This window comes from Pseudomonas sp. TWR1-1-4, assembly GCF_049897165.1.
GTDB classification, from domain to species: domain Bacteria; phylum Pseudomonadota; class Gammaproteobacteria; order Pseudomonadales; family Pseudomonadaceae; genus Aquipseudomonas; species Aquipseudomonas canadensis.
Genome location: NZ_JAFCVS010000005.1, coordinates 237,591 through 258,539, shown reverse-complemented (window position 1 = coordinate 258,539; position 20,949 = coordinate 237,591). Strand labels below are relative to the sequence as shown.

The following is a 20,949-nucleotide window of genomic DNA, read 5'->3' as shown; positions in this document are numbered from 1 at the left end:
AGGAGTCCGTCATGCCGCTTGCCCAACTGATCAGCCCCCAGCAACTGGCCGAGCGCCAGAAGGCCGGCGGGGTGGTGATCCTGGATTGCCGTTTTGCCTTGGAAGACCCGGACTACGGGCGTTGCAGCTATGCCGAAGGTCATATCGAAGGCGCGCAATACGCCGACCTGGAGCGACACCTTAGTGGCCCGGTGACCAAGGGCGTCACTGGACGTCACCCATTGCCGGCGGCGGACACCTTGGTTCAGCAATTGCGGGCCTGGGGCATCAGCGCAGATACCGATATTGTGCTGTATGACGACGGCCCCGGCGCCTATGCCGCCCGCGCCTGGTGGCTGCTGGCCTGGCTGGGCAAGCGCGATGGCGTGTTTATCCTGGATGGCGGCCTCAAGGCCTGGCACTCCGCCGGTTTCCCGCTGAGCCTGGACGCGCCGCCGGTTGAGCCTGGGACGTTCGCCGGTACGCCGGACAACCGCCTGCTGGTGGACGCCGAACACCTGCAAAAACGCTTGGCCCAGTCGGGTCTGACCCTGATCGACGCCCGCGCTCAAGCACGTTTTCGCGGCGAAGTGGAGCCGATCGACCCGATCGCCGGGCACATCCCTGGCGCGCAATGTGCGGCCTTCAACGAAAACCTGGGCGCCGATGGCCGCTTCCTTCCGGCTGAACAGCTCAAGCAGCGTTTCGCCGCCCAACTGCAAGGCCGCTCGCCGGATGAGCTGGTGGCGTATTGCGGTTCTGGCGTGACGGCGTGCCACAACCTGTTCGCCCTGAGCCTGGCGGGTTATCCGTTGGGCAAGTTGTATGCGGGGTCGTGGAGCGAGTGGATTACCGATCCTGCGCGGGCAATCGCTACCGGCGACTGAGCACACCCCCGTAGGAGCCCGGCTTGCCGGCTCCTACAGGCGTGGCTTGGTTTGCGTCAGCAGCCAGGCGGGAATCCGTCGTTCCAGGTAATAGCTCGGCTGTTTGAGAGAACCATCGACAAAACCGACATGCCCACCCTTGGCCAGCAGCTCAAACTCCGTGCATGCCGACAATTCGCTCGTCTCAGGCAGGCTGTGGGCGAACACAAACGGGTCATCGGCAGCCTGGATGATCAGGGTGGGCGTGCGGATATCGCCCAGGTAATAACGGCTCGACGCGCGGCGGTAATAGTCCTCGGCACTCAGAAACCCGTGGAGCGGCGCAGTCACCCGGCCATCGAAATCCCAGAACGTACGCATCTTCTCCAGTGAGCCCAAGGCTTCCAGGGTTTTGAGCCCGTCTGCCCGACCATCTTGCAGAAAACGGCTCTGCTTGACGCGGATATACGCCAGCATCTCACGCATGAAATGCCTCTGATAAACCCGCGAGAAGCCCAGGCCAATGCGGTCCGCACATTGGTCCAGGCGAAACGGCACCGACACCGCCGCCGCGCCTTGCAGTCCCGATGCCGCGCCGGTTTCACCCAGATGCTTGAGCAGCACATTGCCGCCCAGCGAATAACCCACTGCATACAGCGGCGCCAACGGGCGCTTGGCGTGCAGATGGGCGATCGCTGCCGCGAGGTCTTCGCTGGCGCCCGAGTGATAGCTGCGCGCCAACAGATTCGGTTCGCCCGAGCAGCCACGCCAGTTCAACGCAGCGCTGGCCCAGCCTTGCGCAGCCAGGGATTTTTGCAGGCCGGCCACGTAGGGCGAGTTGGATGAGCCGGTCAGCCCGTGCAGCACCAGCACCAACGGCGCTTGCGCGTCATGAGGGCCGTGCCAATCGAGGTCGAGGAAGTCGCCGTCGTCCAGCCAAAGGCGTTCGCGTTGGCGTTCGATGTGGGTGGTGGGACGCCACAACGGCCCCCACAGTGTTTGCAGGTGGGGGTTGCCGAGGCCGAAGGCGGGGGTGAACAGGTCGACGGAAGGTTTCATGAAACTCTCTGCTGTGGCGAGCGGGCTTGTTGTGGTGAGCGGGCTTGCCCCGCGCTGGGGCGCGAAGCGGCCCTGAATCCTGGCGGTGAGTTTTAACTGACAGTGCGCGGTGTGTTTACTGGGGCCGCTTCGCAGCCCAGCGCGGGGCAAGCCCGCTCACCACAACAAACCTGCTCATCACAACACAAGCCCTGCTGCCACAACCGGGGATCAGGCGACGCTGCGATGCCACAACGCGTAATACACCCGCCCGGACTTCTGTTCCCGGTGCAGGCGCCAGCCTGCCGGCAGGCCCAGGGTCGAAGGCGCGGTCTCGCTCTCAGTGTAGATCCACGCATCCGGCGCCAGCCATTGGCGCTCTTCCAGCAGCGTGCACACGGTCGGCAGCAGGTTCTGGTTGAACGGTGGGTCGAGGAACACCACGTCGAACTGGCTGGCCGGCTGGGTTTCCAGGTAGCGCAGGGCGTCGGCGGTCTGGACCTGGCCGGTGGTGCAACGCAGGGTGCCAAGGTGTTCCTTGAGGCTGGAAACGGCCACGTTGCTGGCGTCCAGCGCCTGGCCCAGGGCGGCGCCACGGGACAGCGCCTCCAGGAACAACGCGCCACTGCCGGCAAACGGATCCAGCACTTTGGCACCGGCGATGTAGGGCGCGAGCCAGTTGAACAGGGTTTCACGTACGCGGTCCGGCGTCGGGCGCAGGCCTACGACGTCGGGGAAACTCAGCTTGCGGCTGCGCCATTCGCCGCCAATGATGCGCAGTTGGCCCACACCGTTATGCACGTTGTGGACAGGTTTTTTCGGGCGAGATGAACTGGCCATTAATGCTCCGGAACCCCGAGCGGCTGCTCGGCGGGTTTATCAGTGGGGGGCGGTAGTGGCTTTTGCGCAATCGTCGGGCCGGCGGTCACGATGACCATCTTGTCGGCGCTCAAGTGTTTGTTCATGGCAGCCTTGACCTGCTCTACGGTCAGGGCCTGGGATTGTTTCATGAAATCTTCCAGATAGGTCAGCGGCAGGTTGTAGAAACCCATCGCACCCAGCTGCCCGACGATATCGGCGTTGCTCGCGGTGGACAGCGGGAAGCTGCCGGCCAGCTCACGCTTGGCGTCATCCAGTTCCTTTTGCGTCGGGCCATTGTCGAGGTAGTCCTTCACCACGTCTTCCACCAGGCGCAGGGTGCCGCCGCTCATTTCGGCGCGGGTCTGCAGCTGGATCATGAATGGGCCGCGTACCTGCATCGGTGAAAAGCCGGAGTACACACCGTAGGTGAGGCCGCGTTTTTCACGCACTTCGCTCATCAGTCGGGTGCCAAAACCACCGCCGCCGAGGATCTGGTTACCCAGGGACAGGGCTGCATAGTCCGGGTCTGCGCGGTCGATGCCCAGTTGCGCGAACAACAGGTGCGTCTGCTTGGAAGGGAATTCGATGCGGTCCAAGCCTGGCTTGGGTTCGGTCGGTTGGGCGATTTTCGGCAAGGCCGGGCCTTTAGGCAGCGAGGCGGAAATCTTGCCCGTCATGGCTTCGGCCTCGGCGCGGGTCAGGTCGCCCACCACCGCGATCACCGCGTTGCCGGCCGCATAGCCTTTGGCGTGGAATGCCTGTAACTGCGCCAGGGTAATCTTCGGAACGCTTTCTGGCGTGCCTTCGCTCGGGTGTGCGTAAGGGTGATCGCCGTACAAGCGCTTGAACAGCTCCAGACTCGCCAGCTTGCCGGGGTTCTGCTTCTGGTACTCGAAGCCGGCGAGGATCTGGTTCTTGATCCGCGCCAGGGAATCGGCGGGGAAGGTCGGCTTGCCGATCACCTGGTCAAACAGGCTCAGGGCGGCGTCACGTTTATCGCTGTCGCTGAGGCTGCGCAGGGACACCAGCGCCATGTCGCGGTACGCGCCGTTGCCAAAATCTGCGCCCAGGCCCTCGAAGTCACGGGCGATCTGGCTTACATCCTTGCCCGGCACGCCTTCGTTGAGCATGGCGTTGGTCATCAGCGCGAGGCCCGGCACGTTGCCGTCCTGGCTGCTGCCGGCGGCGAACAGGATGCGCACGTCGAACATCGGCAGTTCATGGGCTTCGACGAACAGCACCTTGGCGCCTTCGGCAGTGTTCCAGGTTTGTACGTCGAGCTTGCGGTTGGTCGGTGCCTTGTCGTCCAGCTCTGCCAGGGATTGCAGCTTGTTGCTCGACTGGGCTTTTTCCAGTGCCGGGCTGGCGACGGAGTCACTCGGGCGCAGGAAATACACGGCGCTGGCGGCGATCAGGGTGACGACGATCAGGCCGGGGAAGATCAGGCGGCTGCTTTTGCGATCACTCATGAGCGGTCTCCAGAGGCAAGACATGGGCGACGCTGAGACGTTCGCGGGTGAAATAGGTGCGCGCGGCTTTCTGGATATCTTCCGGGGTCACGCTTTGCAGGTCGGCCAGTTCCGTGTCCATCAGTTTCCAGGACAGGCCCACGGTCTCCAGGGAGCCAATGGCTGTGGCCTGGCTGGTAATGGAGTCACGCTGGTAGACCAGGCCCGCAATCACCTGGGCGCGGATGCGTTCCAGTTCTTCGGCGGTCGGCGGCTTGGCCTTCAGCTCTTCCAGCAGGCGCCACAGGCCGGCTTCGGCTTGGGCGACGGTCTTTTTCTTCTGCTGGTTGGGGGTGGCGGTCAGCATGAACAGGGTGTCGCCACGGGTGTAGGCGTCGTAGTTGGTGGAGGCAGCGGAAACCAGCTCTTCACCGCGTTCCAACTGCTCGGAGATCCGTGCACTGTAACCGCCGTCCAGCAAAGCCGAGATCAGGCGCAGGGCCTGTACCGAGCGTTTGTCTTCGGCGGTGGCCAGGCTTGGCACATTGAAGCCCAGGATCACGCTCGGCAGTTGGGTCTGCACTTTCATGGTCAGCAGGCGCTCGCCGGGCTCGGCCAATTCCATCGGGATCTTGGCCGGTGGCACGTCACGCTTGGGAATTGGGCCAAAGTAGCGCTGGGCCAGGTTTTTCACTTCGTCCGGCGTGACGTCGCCGACCACCACCAACGTGGCATTGTTCGGCACGTACCAGGATTGGTACCAGTGGCGCAGCTCTTCGACCTTCATGCGTTCCAAGTCGGCCATCCAGCCGATGGTCGGCGTGTGGTAGCCGCTGGCCGGGAAGGCCATGGCCTTGAAGCGCTCGTAGGCCTTGGACATCGGGTTATCGTCGGTGCGCAGGCGGCGCTCCTCTTTGATGACCTCGATTTCGCGACTGAACTCGTCGGCCGGCAGGCGCAGGCTGGCCATGCGGTCGGCTTCCAGCTCGAAGGCCACGCCCAGGCGATCACGGGCCAGCACTTGGTAGTAAGCGGTGTAGTCATCGCTGGTGAAAGCGTTCTCTTCGGCGCCCAGGTCGCGCAGGATCAGCGAGGCTTCGCCGGGGCCGACCTTGGCGCTGCCCTTGAACATCATGTGCTCCAGGGCGTGGGACAAACCGGTCTGGCCCGGGGTTTCGTAGCTCGAACCGACCTTGTACCAGACCTGGGAAACCACCACGGGCGCACGATGATCTTCGCGCACGACGACCTTGAGGCCGTTGTCCAGGGTGAATTCGTGGGTGGGTTGTGGGTCGGCAGCCAAGGCTGAAAGAGGCAGACAAACTGTGCTGAACAGCAGGCCTGCGGCGCGGCGGGCTAGAGCATTCATTCGTTTTTAAACCTGTTGGGCTGCCCGCTTGGTCTTAGCGTCGGCGGGCGAGGAGGTGCTAGGATACTGATCCGACTGAGTGACGGCCACTGCGGCTGTCTTGTTGAGGCCCTATTTTGGCCTTCAAAATGTTGCGCATGAACGAGCTGGCTAAAAAACAGTCTGTTACGCATCGAATTTTATTTACCGACGCGCCTACTGGCGCGTCGCTACCTTGAGATAGCCGTCTCCATGTTTGGTTCCAACGACGACAAGAAGACCCCAGCTGCGGCTGGCGAGAAAAAAGGCCTGTTCGGATGGCTGCGCAAAAAGCCGCAGGAAACCGTCGACGAGCAGCCGCCGGTTCAGCCTGAACCTATCCCTGAGCCAATAGTAGAAGCCGAGCCGGTTGCCGAAACCCCGGAGCCGGTGGTGTTGACGATGGCCGAGCCGGTGTTGCAGCCGGTGGTCGAAGCTGAGCCAGAGCCAGAGCCAGAGCCAGAACACAAGGCGTGGCCGGAACTGCCGGTGGCCGAAGAGCCCGTGGCACTGGTTGAGGATGTGCAGGCTGAGCACGTGACTCCGCCCATTCCGGCTGTGGTCGAGGTCGCTGCGCCTGCGGTTATCGAGCCAGAACCCGTAGTGGCTGCCGTCGAAACCAACAAGACCGGCTTCTTTGCCCGCCTCAAGCAAGGCCTGAGCAAGACCAGTGCCAGCATTGGCGAAGGCATGGCCAGCCTGTTCCTCGGCAAAAAAGTCATCGATGACGAACTGCTGGAAGACATCGAAACCCGCCTGCTCACCGCCGACGTTGGCGTCGAAGCCACCGCCGTGATAATCCAGAGCCTCACCCAGAAGGTCGCGCGCAAGCAACTGACTGATGCCGACGCGCTGTACAAATCCCTGCAGGCCGAACTGGCGGCGATGTTAAAGCCGGTGGAAGCACCGCTGGTGATCACCCCGAACAAGCCATTCGTGATCCTGGTGGTGGGCGTCAACGGCGCCGGCAAGACCACCACCATCGGCAAGCTGGCCAAAAAGCTGCAGTCCGAAGGCAAGAAGGTCATGCTGGCGGCGGGTGACACCTTCCGTGCCGCCGCAGTTGAACAACTGCAGGTCTGGGGCGAGCGCAACAAAATCCCGGTCATCGCCCAGCACACTGGCGCCGATTCCGCCTCGGTGATCTTCGATGCCGTGCAAGCCGCCAAGGCCCGCAACATTGATGTGCTGATCGCCGATACCGCCGGTCGCCTGCACACCAAAGACAATTTGATGGAAGAGCTGAAAAAGGTTCGCCGCGTGATCGGCAAGCTCGACGCAGACGCCCCGCACGAGGTCCTGTTGGTGCTGGACGCCGGTACGGGCCAGAACGCTATCAGCCAGGCCAAGCAATTCAACCAGACGGTGCAACTGACCGGCCTGGCATTGACTAAGCTCGACGGCACGGCCAAGGGCGGCGTGATCTTCGCCCTGGCCAAACAGTTCGGGTTGCCGATTCGTTATATCGGCGTCGGTGAAGGCATCGACGACCTGCGCACCTTTGAAGCCGAACCCTTTGTACAGGCACTGTTTGCCGAGCGGGAGCGTTCATGATTCGATTCGAGCAGGTCGGTAAACGCTATGCCAACGGGCATGTGGGCTTGCATGAGCTGAGCTTTCGGGTGCGTCGCGGCGAGTTTCTGTTTGTAACCGGCCACTCCGGCGCCGGCAAAAGTACCCTGTTGCGCCTGCTGCTGGCCATGGAGCGCCCGACCACCGGCAAACTGCTGCTGGCCGGGCAGGACCTGGCAACCATCAGCAATGCGCAGATCCCGTTCCTGCGCCGGCAGATCGGCGTGGTGTTCCAGAATCACCAACTGCTGTTTGATCGCACCGTGTTCAACAACGTGGCGCTGCCGTTGCAGATCCTCGGGCTGTCCAAGGCCGAGATCGTCAAGCGCGTGGATTCGGCCTTGGAGCGCGTGGCGCTGTCGGACAAGACCGACCTGTACCCCGGCGACCTCTCCACCGGCCAGCAACAGCGCGTTGGCATCGCCCGCGCCATCGTCCACCGCCCGGCCTTGCTGCTGGCGGACGAACCTACCGGTAACCTCGACCCGCGCCTGGCGGCCGAGATCATGGGCGTGTTCGAAGACATCAACCGCCTGGGCACCAGCGTGCTGATCGCCAGTCACGACTTGGCGCTGATCGCCCGCATGCGCCATCGCATGCTGACCCTGCAGCGCGGCCGCCTGATCGGTGACGGGGAGGCCGGCGTATGAGTGCGACACGCAGCCCTAAAGTCTCCGAGCGCGTGGCGCCGAAACCGGCCGACCCGCAACCGCAGAAGAAAAAACACGATCATGATGACGACGGCCCGGACTTCAGCACCTTGCTGCGCGCCTGGATCGAAAGCCATCGCGCCAGCCTGGTCGACAGCCTGCGCCGCTTGGGCAAGCAGCCGATTGGCAGCTTTTTCACCTGCCTGGTGATGGCGGTGGCCCTGAGCCTGCCGATGGGTTTGTCGTTGCTGCTGAATAATGTGGAGCGCCTCGGCGGTTCCTGGCAGCGCGCGGCGCAGATCTCGCTGTACCTGAACATCGACGCCAGCGCCAAAGACGGCGAAGCGTTGCGCGACGACATCAAGAACATCCCCGGTGTGGCGGATGCCGAGTACATCAGCCGCGACCAGGCCCTTGAAGAGTTCCAGCAACAATCCGGCCTGGGCGAGGCGCTTAAAGAGCTGCCGCAGAACCCGCTGCCGGGCGTGGTACTGGTGACGCCGAATGAAGTCGACAAGCCGGCGCTGGAAGCCCTGCGACAAAAACTCGCAGAGATGCCCAAGGTGCAGCAGGCGCAACTTGATCTAGTCTGGGTAGAGCGCCTTGCGGCGATCCTCAAGCTGGGCGACCGGTTTGTGTTCGGTTTGACGGTGCTGTTGGTGTCTGCATTACTTTTGGTGATAGGTAATACCATTCGTCTTCATATTGAAAACCGTCGCACCGAGATAGAAGTGATTAAACTGGTCGGCGGCACGGACAGCTATGTGCGTCGTCCTTTTCTGTACATGGGCGCGCTTTATGGCTTTGGTGCCGGGGTTTTGTCCTGGGGCGTGCTGGCATTCGGCCTGGACTGGCTGAACGACGCGGTGGTCGGGCTGGCCGGACTCTACGGCAGTGATTTCGCGCTGGCCGGCGTTCCGGTAGCCGATGGTCTGAGTCTCTTGCTTGGCGCGGTATTGTTGGGGTATATCGGTGCGTGGATTGCGGTCGCTCGTCATTTACGCGAGTTGGCACCGAAGTAGTTAATGTCAGATTAATGTGGTTTCGTTTGTATTGACCGTATTGGTGGTTTAGGGAACTTGTCCTACGGTTCCCGGTCAATTTTCGCAGTGCTTCACTGCACGAGTTATGTGAGTCGGAGGTTTTTTCGTATGACCACTTCTTTGCAACCTGCTTATGCCTTGGTCCCGGGTGCGAACCTGGAAGCCTATGTGCACACGGTCAACAGCATTCCATTGCTGACGCCTGAGCAGGAGCGTGAACTGGCCGAGAGTCTCTACTATGAGCAGGATTTGGGGGCGGCTCGGCAGATGGTGCTCGCCCACCTGCGTTTTGTCGTACATATCGCCCGTAGCTACAGCGGCTACGGCCTGGCCCAGGCTGACCTGATCCAGGAAGGCAACGTCGGCCTGATGAAGGCTGTGAAACGCTTCAACCCGGAAATGGGTGTGCGTCTGGTGTCGTTTGCTGTGCACTGGATCAAGGCGGAAATCCACGAGTTCATCCTGCGCAACTGGCGCATCGTGAAAGTGGCGACCACCAAGGCCCAGCGCAAGCTGTTCTTCAACCTGCGCAGCCAGAAAAAACGCTTGGCGTGGCTGAACAACGAGGAAGTCCACCGCGTGGCCGAAAGCCTCGGTGTGGAACCGCGTGAAGTGCGCGAGATGGAAAGCCGCCTGACCGGCCATGACATGGCCTTCGACCCCGCTGCTGAAGCGGACGACGACAGCGCCTTCCAATCGCCGGCCAACTACCTGGAAGACCACCGGTACGACCCGGCGCGTCAACTGGAGGATGCGGACTGGAGCGACAACTCCAACCACAACCTGCACGAAGCGCTGGAAGTGCTCGACGACCGCAGCCGTGACATCCTCTACCAGCGCTGGCTGGCGGAAGAAAAAGCCACGCTGCACGACCTGGCACAGAAGTACAACGTGTCGGCCGAGCGAATTCGTCAGCTTGAGAAAAGCGCGATGAACAAGCTTAAGTTGTCGATCGCCGCCTAAAACGCTGCGAAAAGATAAAAAAATGCCCCGATCGGAAGATCGGGGCATTTTTGTTTGTGCTCAAAGAGTCTCAGGTCAACTCGATTTAATGTGGGAGCTGGCTTGCCTGCGATGAGGCCGTGTCAGCCAAAACAACTGTTGACCGACCCACCGTTATCGCAGGCAAGCCAGCTCCCACAGGAACCGCGGGGTGTCAGTCGGACCAGGGTGCTTTGCGTGAGTTGTTCAGCTCAACCAGATACCCATCCCCACCCAACTGGCTCATCTGCTGGCGAATCCAAGCCGCTCGCCTCGCCACATACGCCGTCGGGTGACTGGCACTCCACACCCTCGGGTTAGGCAGTACAGCAGCCAAATAGCTGGCCTGCTGTCGCGATAACCCCTTGGCACTCACCCCAAAGTGATGCCGCGCCGCCGCTTCCGCGCCGAACACGCCTTCATCCCACTCGACGCTGTTGAGGTACACCTCAAGAATCCGCTGCTTGGGCCACAACGCCTCAATCAGCCCGGTAAACCAGGCTTCCAGGCCTTTGCGCAAATAACTACGGCCGGCCCACAGGAACAGGTTCTTCGACACCTGCTGGCTCAACGTACTGGCGCCGCGAATCGAGCCACCGCGCTCGTTGTGCAGGATCGCCGCCTGGATCGCGCCGAAGTCAAACCCCCAATGCTGCGGGAAGCGCTGGTCTTCACCCGCCATTACCGCCACTTTGAGGTCGTCGGAGATCTCATCCCACGGCACCCAACTGCGCTGCAGGTCAATGGGTTCGCTGTCGAACCAGGATTCAACCTTGCGTTCCACCATCAGCGCGGTGAACGGCGGCGGGACGACACGAAACAGCAGCACCAGCAGCACACTGCCGATGGCAAACCATTTCACTAGGGTGAGAAAGCGTTTGAAGAGGAGACGCAGCATAGAGATGGCTTGGCCGAACCCGTTGAGCGGGCCATTATACAGACCCGGCCCTTTGAGTCTGACTGGAGTTCCTCATGTTGCGTGGCTTTCTGATGTTGGCGGCCTTTTTCGGCTTCACCGGCGTGGCCCTCGGTGCGTTCGCCGCCCATGGCCTGAAAAACCGCTTGAGCGCCGAGTACCTGGCGATCTTCCATACCGGCGTGACCTACCAACTGGTCCATACCCTGGCGCTGTTCGGCGTGGCGTTGCTGGCGGCGCATATTCCTGGCCGGTTGGTCAGCTGGGCGGGCATCTCGTTTACCGTCGGCATCCTGCTGTTCTCCGGCAGCCTGTATGTGCTGACCCTGACCGGGATCAGCAAGCTAGGCATCATTACGCCGTTTGGCGGGCTAGCGTTCCTTTTAGGTTGGTTTTTCCTCGGTCTGGCGGCGTGGCGCTTGCAGGCCGCCTGACCAAGGGGCTTGGGCCGGCAACCTCAATCGGGCTAGAATGCGGGCCCCTAAAAACGATGGCGGCCCGTGGCATGCGCATTCAGTTGAACGGCGAATCCTTTGAACTACCCGACGGTGAAACCGTTGCGGCCCTGCTGACCCGTCTGGACTTGACCGGACGTCGTGTTGCAGTGGAACTCAATCTGGATATCGTCCCGCGTAGCCAGCACGCCGAGACCACGCTCACCGAGGGTGACCAGGTCGAAGTGGTCCACGCCATCGGCGGCGGTTAGTCGCGCAGCTTCCTGAATTCTGCAGAACCTCACCCCATTTCGAGGATTTCCCATGAGCATCGTTCGTAGCGACAAGCCCTTCGTCCTGGCCGGTCGTACCTACCAGTCCCGTCTGCTGGTCGGCACCGGCAAGTACCGCGACATGGAAGAAACCCGCCTGGCCATCGAAGCGTCGGGCGCCGAGATCGTTACCTTCGCCGTGCGCCGCACCAACCTCGGCCAGATCGAAGGCGAGCCGAACCTGCTCGAAGTGCTGTCGCCGGACCGCTACACCTTCCTGCCCAACACCGCCGGTTGCTACGACGCCATCGAGGCCGTGCGTACCTGTCGCCTGGCCCGTGAGCTGCTCGACGGCCATAACCTGGTGAAGCTGGAAGTGCTGGCCGACCAGAAAACCCTGTTTCCCAATGTGATTGAAACCCTCAAGGCCGCCGAAACCCTGGTCAAGGAAGGTTTCGACGTGATGGTCTACACCAGCGATGACCCGATCATCGCGCGCCAACTGGCGGAAATCGGCTGCATCGCCGTCATGCCGTTGGCCGGCCTGATCGGTTCCGGCTTGGGTATCTGCAATCCGTACAACCTGCAGATCATCCTGGAAGAAGCCAAGATCCCGGTGCTAGTGGATGCGGGTGTAGGCACAGCCTCAGACGCAACCATCGCCATGGAGCTGGGCTGCGACGCGGTGCTGATGAACTCCGCCATCGCCCACGCCCAGCAGCCAATCATGATGGCCGAAGCCATGAACCACGCCATCGTCGCGGGCCGCCTGGCCTACCTCGCCGGTCGCATGCCGAAAAAACTCTACGCCAGCGCCTCCTCGCCGCTGGATGGTCTGATCAAGTAAGAGCCATTGATGACTGAATCAAACGAAACGCCGAACACTGTAGAAGAAGGCGACGAGTCCAAGCACCGCCGCATCAAGAGTTTTGTGATGCGCGCCGGCCGCATGACCGAAGGCCAGCAAAAGGGCCTGGAGCAAGGTACGCCGCTGTTCGTGTTGCCCCTGGCCGACGCGCCGGTGGACTACGACCAGGTGTTCGGCCGTTCGGCCCCGCGCTCCCTGGAAATCGGCTTCGGCATGGGCCACTCCCTGCTGGAAATGGCCGCCGCCGCCCCGGACCAGGACTTCATCGGTGTGGAAGTGCACCGCCCAGGCGTCGGCGCGCTGCTCAACGGTGTACTCACCCAGGGCCTGACCAACCTGCGGGTCTACGATTGTGATGCGATTGAAGTGCTCAACCGCTGCATCGCCGACAACAGCCTTGACCGCCTGATGTTGTTCTTCCCCGATCCATGGCACAAAGCCCGTCACCACAAGCGCCGTATCGTCCAGGCCTCCTTTGCGGAACTGGTACGCAGCAAGCTTAAGGTTGGCGGCATCCTGCATATGGCCACCGACTGGGAGCCGTATGCGGAATACATGCTGGAAGTGATGAACGTCGCCCCTGGCTACCGCAACATCGCCGAAGACGGCAAATGCGTGCCACGCCCGGCTGAGCGTCCGATCACCAAGTTTGAACGCCGTGGTGAGCGGTTGGGGCATGGGGTGTGGGATTTGAAGTTCGAGAAGGTTGACTGACAGTACGCGGTCAAAAATGTGGGAGCGGGCTTGTTGTGGTGAGCGGGCTTGCCCCGCGCTGGGCTGCGAAGCGGCCCCAATAAGACCTCCGCGCAGTACCAGATGAGCCGAGGTGATGGGTTCGGGGCGGCTTCGCCACCCAGCGCGGGGCAAGCCCGCTCACCACAAAAGCCCGCTCCCACATTTGTATCTGTGTTGGGTTTGGGATCAGCGGCGGTCTGCGACGACGCCAATCAATACAAGCACCACGATCAACACCGGCGCCAGGCTGTAGTTATTGAACTGGCTCAACCCCCGCACAATCCACGGCGTGGCGTAGATCAACGCGGCGCCGCTGCCGATCATGCACACCAGCGCCATCAACGGTACGCGCAACGCGCCGGCGATGCTGCCCAAGCGCGCTTCCACCCAGCCTTTAATATCAGCGCCAAACAGCACCAGCAGGCAGCCGACGAGGGCCAGGGAGATTTCTGACAGGTTGCTGCGGCTCCAGCGGGATACGGTGGCGAGCAGGTCGAGTACCAAATCCATTCGATTTCCTTAAGAGCGGTCAGCTCAAAAACTTCTGCAACAGGTCATTGAGAAAGAGTTGCCCACGGTCGGTCGCCGCCAGGCGTGACGGTTCGACCTGCATTAAGCCACTTTGTTCTGCCTCGCGGCGGCCTTCATCCAGGCTCGCCAGTTCCAGGCCGGTACGCTCGGCGTAAAGCTTGGCCTCGACGCCATCGGTGAGGCGCAACGCGTTCATCAGAAACTCGAACGGCAGTTCTTCGTTGGTCAGTTCTTTCGCGCCGGCCTGAAAGCTTTTGGCCGGGTTGAGGTAGTCCTTCGGTGCTCGGGTCTTCCAGGTGCGTACGATGCGCCCGTCGGGGTGGCTGAGCTTGCCGTGGGCTCCGGCGCCAATGCCGATAAAGTCGCCGAAGCTCCAGTAGTTCAGGTTATGCCGCGCCGGGCGTCCGGGTTGGGCGTAGGCCGACACTTCATACTGCGCGTAACCGTGTTCAGCGAGCAGCGCCTGGCCGGCTTCCTGGATATCCCACAGCGTGTCGTCTTCCGGCAGCGCGGGTGGCTGGTTCCAGAACACGGTGTTCGGCTCCAGCGTAAGTTGATACCAGGACAGATGCGTCGGCTTCAGCGCGATGGCCTGGCGTAAGTCGCTCAGGGCATCGTCCAGGGACTGATCGGGCAAACCGTGCATCAAGTCCAGGTTGAAGTTATCGAACCCGGCCTGGCGCGCCATGTCAGCGGCACGCACGGCTTCGTCGCCATTGTGGATACGGCCGAGGGCCTCAAGCTTTTCCTGCTGGAAGCTCTGGATGCCGATGGACAGGCGGTTGATCCCCAGCTTGCGATAGGCGACGAACTTCTCTTGTTCGAAGGTCCCTGGGTTGGCTTCCAGGGTGATTTCGATATCACTGGCAAACGGGATGCGCGCTTCCACACCCTTGAGCAGGCGGCCCAATGCGGCGTCGCTGAACAGGCTCGGCGTACCCCCGCCAAAGAAGATCGAACTCAGCTCGCGACCGTACACGGCGTGCAGGTCCTGATCGAGGTCGGCCAGCAGTGCATCCACATACTCCTCTTCCGGCAGCACCTTGCTGGCGGTGTGGGAGTTGAAGTCGCAATAAGGGCATTTGCGCACACACCACGGGATGTGGATATACAGCGCCAGGGGCGGCAGTACCGGCAAGGCCGCCCGAGGTGTTTGCGCGCCGCCGTGGATCAGCGGCTGCGCAGAGGTGTTCTGGGTCATTGAAGGCTCAGGCGTTGGCGCAGCAAATCCATTGCGCGAGCACGGTGGCTGATCTGGTTCTTGTCGGCCGGGCTCAGTTCGGCGCTGGAGACATTGCGCTCCGGCACCCAGAACAGCGGGTCATAGCCAAAGCCATGTTCGCCACTGGCCGCATGCAGGATGCGCCCGTGCCACAGGCCTTCACACAGGATCGGCAGCGGGTCGTCGGCGTGGCGCACCAGGGCCAGCACGCAGACGAACTGCGCGCCGCGCTCGGCGTCCGGCACGTCCTTGAGCGCGTCCAGCAGCTTGGCGTTGTTGGCCGCGTCGCCCTTGCCGTCGGCATAACGCGCCGAGTAGATGCCAGGGGCGCCGCCGAGGAAGTCCACCGCCAGCCCAGAGTCATCCGCCAGTGCCGGCAGGCCGGAGATGCGTGCGGCGTTGCGCGCCTTGAGGATGGCGTTCTCGACGAACGACAGGCCGGTCTCTTCCGGCTCCACCTGGCTGAATTCGCCAATCGAGCGCAGCTGCACGGAGTCACCGAGCATCGCCTGCAGTTCTTTGAGTTTGCCGGCGTTATGGCTGGCGAGTACGAGTTGGGTGAGTTTCATCATTCGGCCGGGAAGAGTTCTTGGTTGAATTGGAAGCTATGGGCTTTGCCGCCGGTTTCAACATTGATGGTAAACGTCTTGTATTCCCGCTGGGTCACGGAGTAGGGCGCGAGATAATTGACGCCGCCTTTCTCGTTGATTTGCTTGAAGGTCAGGACTTCACTCTTGCCGCCCAGGTCCTTGATGGTGCCGGTGACTTGCGCGGCCACCGGGGTTACGCCCTTGATCACGGTTACGTTGATCAGGCCCTTCTCCTTGCTGCGTACCACGCCGACTGCCTGGGCAGTTTCCGGTTGCAGGAAGCTGGAGGTGAACGTGTTGTAGTGCACGGTGATGTCACCGAAGTCTTTCTTGCGGTTAGCGTCTATTGCGTCTGCGGCCACGGCGCTGGCGCCCAGGCAGGCGGTCAATAGAAAAATAGCCAAACGACTCATGAGCGTCCCTCTTGAAGATGATTAGACGGCAATCTTGTGGTCGGTCAGGCCAGGACTGCTGACCCGGTAAATACCAATTTCGCCCAACAGGTTGGGCCATAGTTTACTCGCCCAGCCGTGGCGGTGCTGTTGATCGACGGCAAGGCGGTTGATCACCTTGGCTTCACGCTCGCCACACAAGGCTTCGAAGTCTTCGAAGGTGCAGAAGTGGATGTTCGGCGTGTTGTACCAGGTATAGGGCAGGAAGTCCGACACCGGCATGCGGCCCTTGGTGGCCAGGTACCAGCGGCAGCGCCAGTGGCCGAAGTTGGGGAAGGTGATGATGCACTGGCGGCCGACGCGCAGCATTTCGTCGAGGATGCGGTCCGGGTAGTGCACGGCTTGCAGTGCCTGGGTCATCACCACGATGTCGAAGCTGTTGCTGGCAAAGTTGCCCAGGCCCTTGTCCAGGTCCTGTTCGATCACGTTGATGCCCTTGGCCACGCACTGGGCGATGTTGTCCGGGTCGTTTTCCAGGCCGTAGCCGGTGACTTGCTTGTTGTCGCGCAGCCAGCTCAGCAGTTCGCCATCGCCGCAGCCCAGGTCGAGCACGCGGCTGCCGGCGGGGATCCATTCTTGGATGATTTCCAGGTCGGCTCTCATGGCGTTCTCACACAGTAATCCGGTTCATGTAATTGCCGAACGCCTGCAAGTAACGCGGGATCGGAATCAGGAAGGCGTCGTGGCCTTGCGGCGCATCGATTTCCAGGTAGCAAACGTCTTTGCGCGCGGCCATCAGCGCATCCACCAGCTCACGGGAGCGGGCCGGCGAGAAGCGCCAGTCGGTAGTGAACGACATCACGCAGAACTTGGCCGTGGCGCCTTCGAAGGTTTTCGCCAGGTCGTCGTCGTGATTGGCCGCCGGGTCGAAATAGTCCAGAGCCTTGGTCATCAGCAGGTAGGTGTTGGCGTCGAAACGCCCGGAGAACTCCTCACCCTGATAACGCAGGTAGCTTTCCACCTGGAACTCGACGCTGTGGAAGTCGTAGTTGAGCTTCTCGCTCTTGAGGCCACGGCCGAATTTTTCGCCCATGGAGTCATCGGACAGGTAGGTAATATGCCCCACCATCCGCGCCAGCATCAGGCCACGCTTGGGGATCACCCCGGCTTCCTGGAACGAACCGCCGTGGAACTCCGGGTCGGTGAGGATCGCCTGGCGCGCTACTTCGTTGAAGGCGATGTTCTGCGCTGACAACTTGGGCGCCGAGGCGATGGCCAGGCAATGGCGCACACGGTCCGGGTAAGTGATGGTCCATTGCAGCGCCTGCATGCCGCCCAGGCTGCCACCGATCACGGCGGCCCACTGTTGGATGCTGAGCAAGTCGGCGAGGCGGGCCTGGCTGTGCACCCAGTCTTCCACGGTCAGTACCGGGAAATCGGCGCCGAACGGCTTGCCGGTTTCCGGGTTGATACTGCTCGGGCCGGTGGAACCGTTGCAGCCGCCGAGGTTGTTCAGGCTGACCACGAAGAACTTGTTGGTGTCGATGGGTTTGCCGGGGCCGATGCAACTGTCCCACCAGCCGGGCTTGCGGTCGTCGACCGAGTGAAAACCGGCGGCATGATGATGGCCGGACAAGGCGTGGCAGATCAGCACGGCGTTGCTCGCCGTGGCATTCAGTTGGCCGTAGGTTTCATAGATCAGGTCATAGGCAGGCAGCGAACGCCCGCAGGCCAGGGCCAACGGTTCGCTGAAGTGCGCCACTTGGGGCACGACCAGTCCAACAGAATCGGGGGGGAAGGCAGCTGGCATCGACCCTGCTCTCGTTTAAATGAGGCGTAAGTCTAAAGACCGCTGCACCTAGCGGCAAGCGAACCCTGACCCTGTAGGAGCCGGCAAGCCGGCTCCTACAGGGGGCGTTAGATCAGCAGGCGCAGAATCTCTGGCATCCCGGTCATGGCTGCCAGGTTGTTGATCACCAGCATATCCAGCAACTTGAGCACCATGAACGCCAGGATCGGCGAAATATCCAGGCCGCCCAGGTTCGGCAGCAGGCGGCGGAACGGCGCCAGGGCCGGTTCGCAGATCTGGTTCACCAGCTCGGCGCCAGGGTTGTGGCTGCCCGGGGCGACCCAGGACAGGATCACGCTGATGATCAGGGCGAAGAAGAAGATCTTCAGGAACAGCGCGGTCACGCCGATGATGGACCAGACCAGCAGTTGGACGAAATTGCCGGTGGTGCCATAGGTCAGCAACAAGGTCAGCGCCATCAAGGCCAGCTGTACCAGGATCGCCAGGACCAGCGACGACATGTCCAGGCCGAACAGGCTTGGGATGATCCGACGCAACGGCTTGAGCAGTGGCTGGGTGGCCTTGACGATGAACTGGCAGAGCGGGTTGTAGAAGTTCGCGCGCACCAGTTGCAGCACGAAGCGCAACAGCACGATCAGCAGGTACAGGCTGCCGAGGGTTTGCAGCACGTAGACGGCTGCGGTGTTCAAACCAATCATGTTGGCTCCTTATTTGCCCAGTTGTTCGGCAAGTTCCGCCGAGCGGTGCGCAGCGGCACCCAATGCTTTTTCTACCAGGGCTTCAAAGCCCCCGGCCTGGAACGACTCGATGGCCGCCTGCGTAGTACCGCCTGGCGAGGTCACGCGACGGCGCAATTCGGCGGCGTCCACATCGCTGGCCACGGCCATATGCGCGGCGCCCAAGGCAGTCTGCTCGGCCAGTTGCTCGGCAACCTCCTTGGACAGGCCCAGTTTCACGCCGGCGGCGGTCATGGCCTCGATCAGCAGAAAGAAGTACGCCGGGCCGCTGCCGGACACGGCGGTGACCGCGTCCAGTTGCTGCTCCTGCTCCAGCCACAGGGCGAGGCCCACGGCAGACAGCAGCTCTTGCGCCTGGTCACGTTGTTCGGCGCTCACTTCGGCGGTGGCGTACAGCCCACTCACGCCTTGGCTGACCAGTGCCGGGGTATTGGGCATGCAGCGCACTATTGGCTGGGCACCGAGCCAGGTGTTCATGCTGGCGCAGGTGATACCGGCAGCGATGGACACCACCAGTTGATGCGGTTGCAGGCTCGGACGCAGGCTTTCGCACACGGCTTTCATGGCCTGCGGCTTAACGGCCAACACGATGACATCGACGCCCTGGATGGCCTCGGCGTTGTCGGCAAAGGTTTCAATGCCGTGCTCGGCACTGACGCGGGCACGGGTGTCGGCGCCCGGGTCGCTGGCGCGAATCTGCGCGGCGTCCAGGCCCTTGGCCCGCAGGCCACCGATCAGGCTGGCCGCCATGTTACCGGCGCCGATAAAGGCAATACGCGTGTTGCTCATGACAGGTCCTTACTCAGAGGGAAGTCAGCCATGTTCATGGCTGGCCGTAGTCGCGGGCGCCAAATAGGGCGGTACCAATCCGCACCCAGGTGGCGCCTTGGGCGATGGCCGACTCAAGGTCGTGGCTCATGCCCATGGAAAGTGTGTCCAGTGGCAGGTTCAGGCTGTTTTGCAGGTCGCGTACAGCGGCGAACGCTGCGTCTTGCGCGGTCCGATCTTCAGTCGGCTCCGGAATCGCCATCAGGCCACGCAGCTTCAAGCGCGGCAGGGCGCTGATGGCGTCGGCCAGGGCCGGCAGGTCGGCGGGCGTACAGCCGGACTTACTGGCTTCGCCACTGACATTGACCTGAATGCAGATGTTCAGCGGTGGCAGGTCGGCCGGGCGTTGTTCGGACAAGCGTTGAGCGATTTTCAAGCGGTCCACGGAATGCACCCAAGCGAAGTTCTCGGCGATAGCGCGCGTCTTGTTCGATTGAATGGGGCCGATGAAGTGCCAACTCAAGGGCAGGTCGGTTAATTCGGCCTGTTTGCCCAGGGCTTCTTGCAGATAGTTCTCGCCAAAGTCGCGCATCCCGGCGGCATAGGCTTCGCGCACGGCTTGCGCGGGTTTGGTCTTGCTCACGGCCAGCAGGTGGATGCTGCTTGCGTCACGTTGCACGGCGTCGGCTGCGGCGCGGATGCGCTGGCTAACCTGGCCGATGTTGTCTGCTATCGTCGACATTCAAGATGCGCCCGTGGATATGGAGTCCGCGGCATTCTACTGGAAATGGAAAGCCCTATGGATATCACTGAATTACTCACGGCCAGCGTGCGCCGCGGTGCGTCCGACCTGCATTTGTCTGCCGGCCTGGCGCCGATGTTACGCGTGGATGGCGAGGTCTGGCCGCTGAATGGGCCGGTGCTTTCACCTACGCAAGTAGCGGACTTACTGAGGCCTTTGCTCAATCAGCACCAACAAAAGGATTTCGAAACATCTCTTGAAACAGACTTTGCCTTCGAACTGCCCGGCGTGGCGCGGTTCCGGGCCAATGTGTTCCGGCAGGATCGCGGCATGAGTGCGGCGTTTCGCACCATCCCGTCTGAGGTCAAGAGCCTGGAAGGTCTTGGCCTTGGCGAAGTGTTCCGGCGTATCGCCCAACTGCCACGGGGCCTGGTTCTGGTTACCGGCCCGACCGGCTCAGGCAAGTCTACGACTCTGGCGGCGATGATCGATTTCCTCAATCAGCATCGGCGCCATCACATCCTCACCCTTGAAGACCCCATCGAATTTATCCACACGCCGAAAATGGCGTTGATCAATCAGCGCCAGGTGCATCGCGACACCCATTGTTTTTCCACCGCCCTGCGCTCGGCGCTGCGGGAAGACCCGGACGTGATCCTGGTGGGCGAACTGCGTGACCTGGAAACTATCCGCCTGGCGCTGACGGCGGCTGAGACCGGGCACCTGGTGTTTGGCACCCTGCACACCAGTTCAGCGGCAAAGACCGTAGACCGGCTGGTGGACGTGTTTCCGGCTGGGGAAAAGGCCATGGTCCGCTCGATGTTATCGGAGTCGTTGCAGGCGGTGGTGTCCCAAGTGCTGGTAAAGAAGATCGGCGGCGGACGCGTGGCGGCCCATGAAATCATGCTGGGCACGCCGGCCATTCGGAACTTGATCCGGGAGGACAAGGTGGCGCAGATGGTTTCAGCGATACAGACCGGTGGGGCGTTGGGGATGAAGACGCTGGATATGAGCTTGAAGGGGTTGGTCGGAGAGGGGGTGATCAGCCGGGAAGAGGCGCGGGAGAAAGCGAGGGTGCCAGCAGACATATGAAGCAAGTCGGAGCTG

Annotated in this window: 24 protein-coding genes; 10 read left to right on the top strand and 14 right to left on the bottom strand. The window is 61.9% G+C overall.

Going from position 1 to position 20,949, the window contains the following annotated elements:
- Positions 1-11 precede the first annotated feature (11 nt).
- On the top strand, positions 12-866 hold the full coding sequence (locus ACP7C6_RS16960; RefSeq protein WP_426109015.1) for a sulfurtransferase: 855 nt from the start codon (positions 12-14) through the stop codon (positions 864-866).
- A 33-nt stretch (positions 867-899) separates the two neighbouring features.
- Here the strand turns inward: ACP7C6_RS16960 and ACP7C6_RS16955 are convergent, their stop codons facing one another.
- The 4 genes from ACP7C6_RS16955 to ACP7C6_RS16940 all read right to left on the bottom strand — a co-directional run bounded on the left by ACP7C6_RS16955 (position 900) and on the right by ACP7C6_RS16940 (position 5,561).
- Positions 900-1,904, bottom strand: a complete 1,005-nt coding sequence (locus tag ACP7C6_RS16955; protein ID WP_426109014.1) for a hydrolase — start codon at positions 1,902-1,904, stop codon at positions 900-902.
- 210 nt (positions 1,905-2,114) lie between these two features.
- Positions 2,115-2,723, bottom strand: coding sequence for a 16S rRNA (guanine(966)-N(2))-methyltransferase RsmD (gene rsmD, locus ACP7C6_RS16950; RefSeq protein WP_016976022.1), 609 nt, complete (start codon positions 2,721-2,723; stop codon positions 2,115-2,117).
- The gene (locus ACP7C6_RS16945) at positions 2,723-4,213 is read right to left on the bottom strand and encodes a M16 family metallopeptidase (protein WP_426109013.1); all 1,491 of its coding nucleotides are present in this window, start codon (positions 4,211-4,213) and stop codon (positions 2,723-2,725) included. Before ACP7C6_RS16945 ends, rsmD begins: the two co-directional genes overlap by 1 nt.
- Positions 4,206-5,561, bottom strand: a complete 1,356-nt coding sequence (locus ACP7C6_RS16940) for a M16 family metallopeptidase (RefSeq protein ID WP_311893584.1) — start codon at positions 5,559-5,561, stop codon at positions 4,206-4,208. The genes ACP7C6_RS16945 and ACP7C6_RS16940 overlap by 8 nt, the downstream gene beginning before the upstream one ends.
- A 231-nt stretch (positions 5,562-5,792) precedes the next feature.
- On the opposite strand from ACP7C6_RS16940, the gene ftsY reads away from it, so the two are divergent.
- From ftsY to rpoH, 4 genes are all read left to right on the top strand, one after another.
- Positions 5,793-7,133: a signal recognition particle-docking protein FtsY gene (gene ftsY, locus ACP7C6_RS16935; RefSeq protein WP_122815005.1), complete on the top strand. Its 1,341-nt coding sequence runs from the start codon at positions 5,793-5,795 to the stop codon at positions 7,131-7,133.
- Positions 7,130-7,801 carry a cell division ATP-binding protein FtsE gene (gene ftsE / locus ACP7C6_RS16930; protein ID WP_003234627.1) on the top strand — a complete coding sequence of 224 codons (672 nt, stop codon included), beginning with the start codon at positions 7,130-7,132 and terminating at the stop codon, positions 7,799-7,801. Before ftsY ends, ftsE begins: the two co-directional genes overlap by 4 nt.
- A complete protein-coding gene (gene ftsX, locus ACP7C6_RS16925; protein ID WP_028618314.1) occupies positions 7,798-8,823 on the top strand; it encodes a permease-like cell division protein FtsX in 1,026 nt (341 codons plus the stop codon). Before ftsE ends, ftsX begins: the two co-directional genes overlap by 4 nt.
- 129 nt (positions 8,824-8,952) lie before the next feature.
- Positions 8,953-9,807, top strand: a complete 855-nt coding sequence (gene rpoH / locus ACP7C6_RS16920; protein WP_003176698.1) for an RNA polymerase sigma factor RpoH — start codon at positions 8,953-8,955, stop codon at positions 9,805-9,807.
- A 193-nt stretch (positions 9,808-10,000) separates the two neighbouring features.
- Here the strand turns inward: rpoH and mtgA are convergent, their stop codons facing one another.
- Positions 10,001-10,723 (bottom strand): monofunctional biosynthetic peptidoglycan transglycosylase, encoded by a 723-nt coding sequence (mtgA, locus tag ACP7C6_RS16915; RefSeq protein WP_426109012.1) that lies wholly within the window; start codon positions 10,721-10,723, stop codon positions 10,001-10,003.
- 74 nt (positions 10,724-10,797) lie between these two features.
- Between mtgA and ACP7C6_RS16910 the strand changes: the two genes are divergently transcribed.
- From ACP7C6_RS16910 to trmB, 4 genes are all read left to right on the top strand, one after another.
- Positions 10,798-11,175, top strand: a complete 378-nt coding sequence (locus tag ACP7C6_RS16910) for a DUF423 domain-containing protein (RefSeq protein ID WP_016976028.1) — start codon at positions 10,798-10,800, stop codon at positions 11,173-11,175.
- 71 nt (positions 11,176-11,246) lie between these two features.
- Positions 11,247-11,447, top strand: a complete 201-nt coding sequence (gene thiS / locus ACP7C6_RS16905; protein ID WP_028618313.1) for a sulfur carrier protein ThiS — start codon at positions 11,247-11,249, stop codon at positions 11,445-11,447.
- Between the two features lie 52 nt (positions 11,448-11,499).
- The gene (locus ACP7C6_RS16900; RefSeq protein WP_015886353.1) at positions 11,500-12,294 is read left to right on the top strand and encodes a thiazole synthase; all 795 of its coding nucleotides are present in this window, start codon (positions 11,500-11,502) and stop codon (positions 12,292-12,294) included.
- A gap of 9 nt (positions 12,295-12,303) precedes the next feature.
- The gene (trmB, locus tag ACP7C6_RS16895) at positions 12,304-13,029 is read left to right on the top strand and encodes a tRNA (guanosine(46)-N7)-methyltransferase TrmB (protein ID WP_028618312.1); all 726 of its coding nucleotides are present in this window, start codon (positions 12,304-12,306) and stop codon (positions 13,027-13,029) included.
- Between the two features lie 207 nt (positions 13,030-13,236).
- On the opposite strand, the gene ACP7C6_RS16890 is transcribed toward trmB, so the two are convergent.
- The 9 genes from ACP7C6_RS16890 to ACP7C6_RS16850 all read right to left on the bottom strand — a co-directional run bounded on the left by ACP7C6_RS16890 (position 13,237) and on the right by ACP7C6_RS16850 (position 19,842).
- Complete coding sequence (locus tag ACP7C6_RS16890; RefSeq protein ID WP_015886351.1) at positions 13,237-13,560, bottom strand: DUF3392 domain-containing protein; 324 nt, start codon at positions 13,558-13,560, stop codon at positions 13,237-13,239.
- A gap of 19 nt (positions 13,561-13,579) precedes the next feature.
- A complete protein-coding gene (gene hemW / locus ACP7C6_RS16885) occupies positions 13,580-14,782 on the bottom strand; it encodes a radical SAM family heme chaperone HemW (protein ID WP_426109011.1) in 1,203 nt (400 codons plus the stop codon).
- Positions 14,779-15,375 (bottom strand): RdgB/HAM1 family non-canonical purine NTP pyrophosphatase, encoded by a 597-nt coding sequence (gene rdgB, locus ACP7C6_RS16880; protein ID WP_426109010.1) that lies wholly within the window; start codon positions 15,373-15,375, stop codon positions 14,779-14,781. Before rdgB ends, hemW begins: the two co-directional genes overlap by 4 nt.
- Positions 15,372-15,806: a DUF4426 domain-containing protein gene (locus tag ACP7C6_RS16875; protein ID WP_028618309.1), complete on the bottom strand. Its 435-nt coding sequence runs from the start codon at positions 15,804-15,806 to the stop codon at positions 15,372-15,374. Before ACP7C6_RS16875 ends, rdgB begins: the two co-directional genes overlap by 4 nt.
- A 21-nt stretch (positions 15,807-15,827) precedes the next feature.
- Entirely contained in the window at positions 15,828-16,448 is a 621-nt protein-coding gene (metW, locus tag ACP7C6_RS16870) for a methionine biosynthesis protein MetW (protein ID WP_010207236.1), read from the bottom strand.
- Positions 16,449-16,455: 7 nt separating this feature from the next.
- On the bottom strand, positions 16,456-17,595 hold the full coding sequence (metX, locus tag ACP7C6_RS16865; protein ID WP_028618308.1) for a homoserine O-succinyltransferase MetX: 1,140 nt from the start codon (positions 17,593-17,595) through the stop codon (positions 16,456-16,458).
- 107 nt (positions 17,596-17,702) lie between these two features.
- Positions 17,703-18,293, bottom strand: a complete 591-nt coding sequence (locus ACP7C6_RS16860) for a YggT family protein (protein ID WP_028618307.1) — start codon at positions 18,291-18,293, stop codon at positions 17,703-17,705.
- 9 nt (positions 18,294-18,302) lie between these two features.
- Positions 18,303-19,121, bottom strand: coding sequence for a pyrroline-5-carboxylate reductase (proC, locus tag ACP7C6_RS16855; RefSeq protein ID WP_028618306.1), 819 nt, complete (start codon positions 19,119-19,121; stop codon positions 18,303-18,305).
- A gap of 34 nt (positions 19,122-19,155) precedes the next feature.
- Positions 19,156-19,842 carry a YggS family pyridoxal phosphate-dependent enzyme gene (locus tag ACP7C6_RS16850; RefSeq protein WP_028618305.1) on the bottom strand — a complete coding sequence of 229 codons (687 nt, stop codon included), beginning with the start codon at positions 19,840-19,842 and terminating at the stop codon, positions 19,156-19,158.
- A 57-nt stretch (positions 19,843-19,899) separates the two neighbouring features.
- On the opposite strand from ACP7C6_RS16850, the gene ACP7C6_RS16845 reads away from it, so the two are divergent.
- Positions 19,900-20,934, top strand: a complete 1,035-nt coding sequence (locus ACP7C6_RS16845) for a type IV pilus twitching motility protein PilT (RefSeq protein WP_426109009.1) — start codon at positions 19,900-19,902, stop codon at positions 20,932-20,934.
- The last annotated feature ends 15 nt before the right edge of the window (positions 20,935-20,949 follow it).

Coding starts and splice junctions, on each gene's coding strand:
- trmB (WP_028618312.1), top strand. CDS start 12,304: ATGACTGAATCAAACGAAACGCCGAACACTGTAGAAGAAGGCGACGAG.
- thiS (WP_028618313.1), top strand. CDS start 11,247: ATGCGCATTCAGTTGAACGGCGAATCCTTTGAACTACCCGACGGTGAA.
- ftsX (WP_028618314.1), top strand. CDS start 7,798: ATGAGTGCGACACGCAGCCCTAAAGTCTCCGAGCGCGTGGCGCCGAAA.
- ACP7C6_RS16890 (WP_015886351.1), bottom strand. CDS start 13,560: ATGGATTTGGTACTCGACCTGCTCGCCACCGTATCCCGCTGGAGCCGC.
- ACP7C6_RS16940 (WP_311893584.1), bottom strand. CDS start 5,561: ATGAATGCTCTAGCCCGCCGCGCCGCAGGCCTGCTGTTCAGCACAGTT.
- hemW (WP_426109011.1), bottom strand. CDS start 14,782: ATGACCCAGAACACCTCTGCGCAGCCGCTGATCCACGGCGGCGCGCAA.
- proC (WP_028618306.1), bottom strand. CDS start 19,121: ATGAGCAACACGCGTATTGCCTTTATCGGCGCCGGTAACATGGCGGCC.
- metW (WP_010207236.1), bottom strand. CDS start 16,448: ATGAGAGCCGACCTGGAAATCATCCAAGAATGGATCCCCGCCGGCAGC.
- rsmD (WP_016976022.1), bottom strand. CDS start 2,723: ATGGCCAGTTCATCTCGCCCGAAAAAACCTGTCCACAACGTGCATAAC.
- rdgB (WP_426109010.1), bottom strand. CDS start 15,375: ATGATGAAACTCACCCAACTCGTACTCGCCAGCCATAACGCCGGCAAA.
- ACP7C6_RS16960 (WP_426109015.1), top strand. CDS start 12: ATGCCGCTTGCCCAACTGATCAGCCCCCAGCAACTGGCCGAGCGCCAG.
- ACP7C6_RS16860 (WP_028618307.1), bottom strand. CDS start 18,293: ATGATTGGTTTGAACACCGCAGCCGTCTACGTGCTGCAAACCCTCGGC.
- ACP7C6_RS16845 (WP_426109009.1), top strand. CDS start 19,900: ATGGATATCACTGAATTACTCACGGCCAGCGTGCGCCGCGGTGCGTCC.
- ftsY (WP_122815005.1), top strand. CDS start 5,793: ATGTTTGGTTCCAACGACGACAAGAAGACCCCAGCTGCGGCTGGCGAG.
- rpoH (WP_003176698.1), top strand. CDS start 8,953: ATGACCACTTCTTTGCAACCTGCTTATGCCTTGGTCCCGGGTGCGAAC.
- ACP7C6_RS16945 (WP_426109013.1), bottom strand. CDS start 4,213: ATGAGTGATCGCAAAAGCAGCCGCCTGATCTTCCCCGGCCTGATCGTC.
- ACP7C6_RS16910 (WP_016976028.1), top strand. CDS start 10,798: ATGTTGCGTGGCTTTCTGATGTTGGCGGCCTTTTTCGGCTTCACCGGC.
- ACP7C6_RS16850 (WP_028618305.1), bottom strand. CDS start 19,842: ATGTCGACGATAGCAGACAACATCGGCCAGGTTAGCCAGCGCATCCGC.
- ACP7C6_RS16955 (WP_426109014.1), bottom strand. CDS start 1,904: ATGAAACCTTCCGTCGACCTGTTCACCCCCGCCTTCGGCCTCGGCAAC.
- ftsE (WP_003234627.1), top strand. CDS start 7,130: ATGATTCGATTCGAGCAGGTCGGTAAACGCTATGCCAACGGGCATGTG.
- metX (WP_028618308.1), bottom strand. CDS start 17,595: ATGCCAGCTGCCTTCCCCCCCGATTCTGTTGGACTGGTCGTGCCCCAA.
- ACP7C6_RS16900 (WP_015886353.1), top strand. CDS start 11,500: ATGAGCATCGTTCGTAGCGACAAGCCCTTCGTCCTGGCCGGTCGTACC.
- mtgA (WP_426109012.1), bottom strand. CDS start 10,723: ATGCTGCGTCTCCTCTTCAAACGCTTTCTCACCCTAGTGAAATGGTTT.
- ACP7C6_RS16875 (WP_028618309.1), bottom strand. CDS start 15,806: ATGAGTCGTTTGGCTATTTTTCTATTGACCGCCTGCCTGGGCGCCAGC.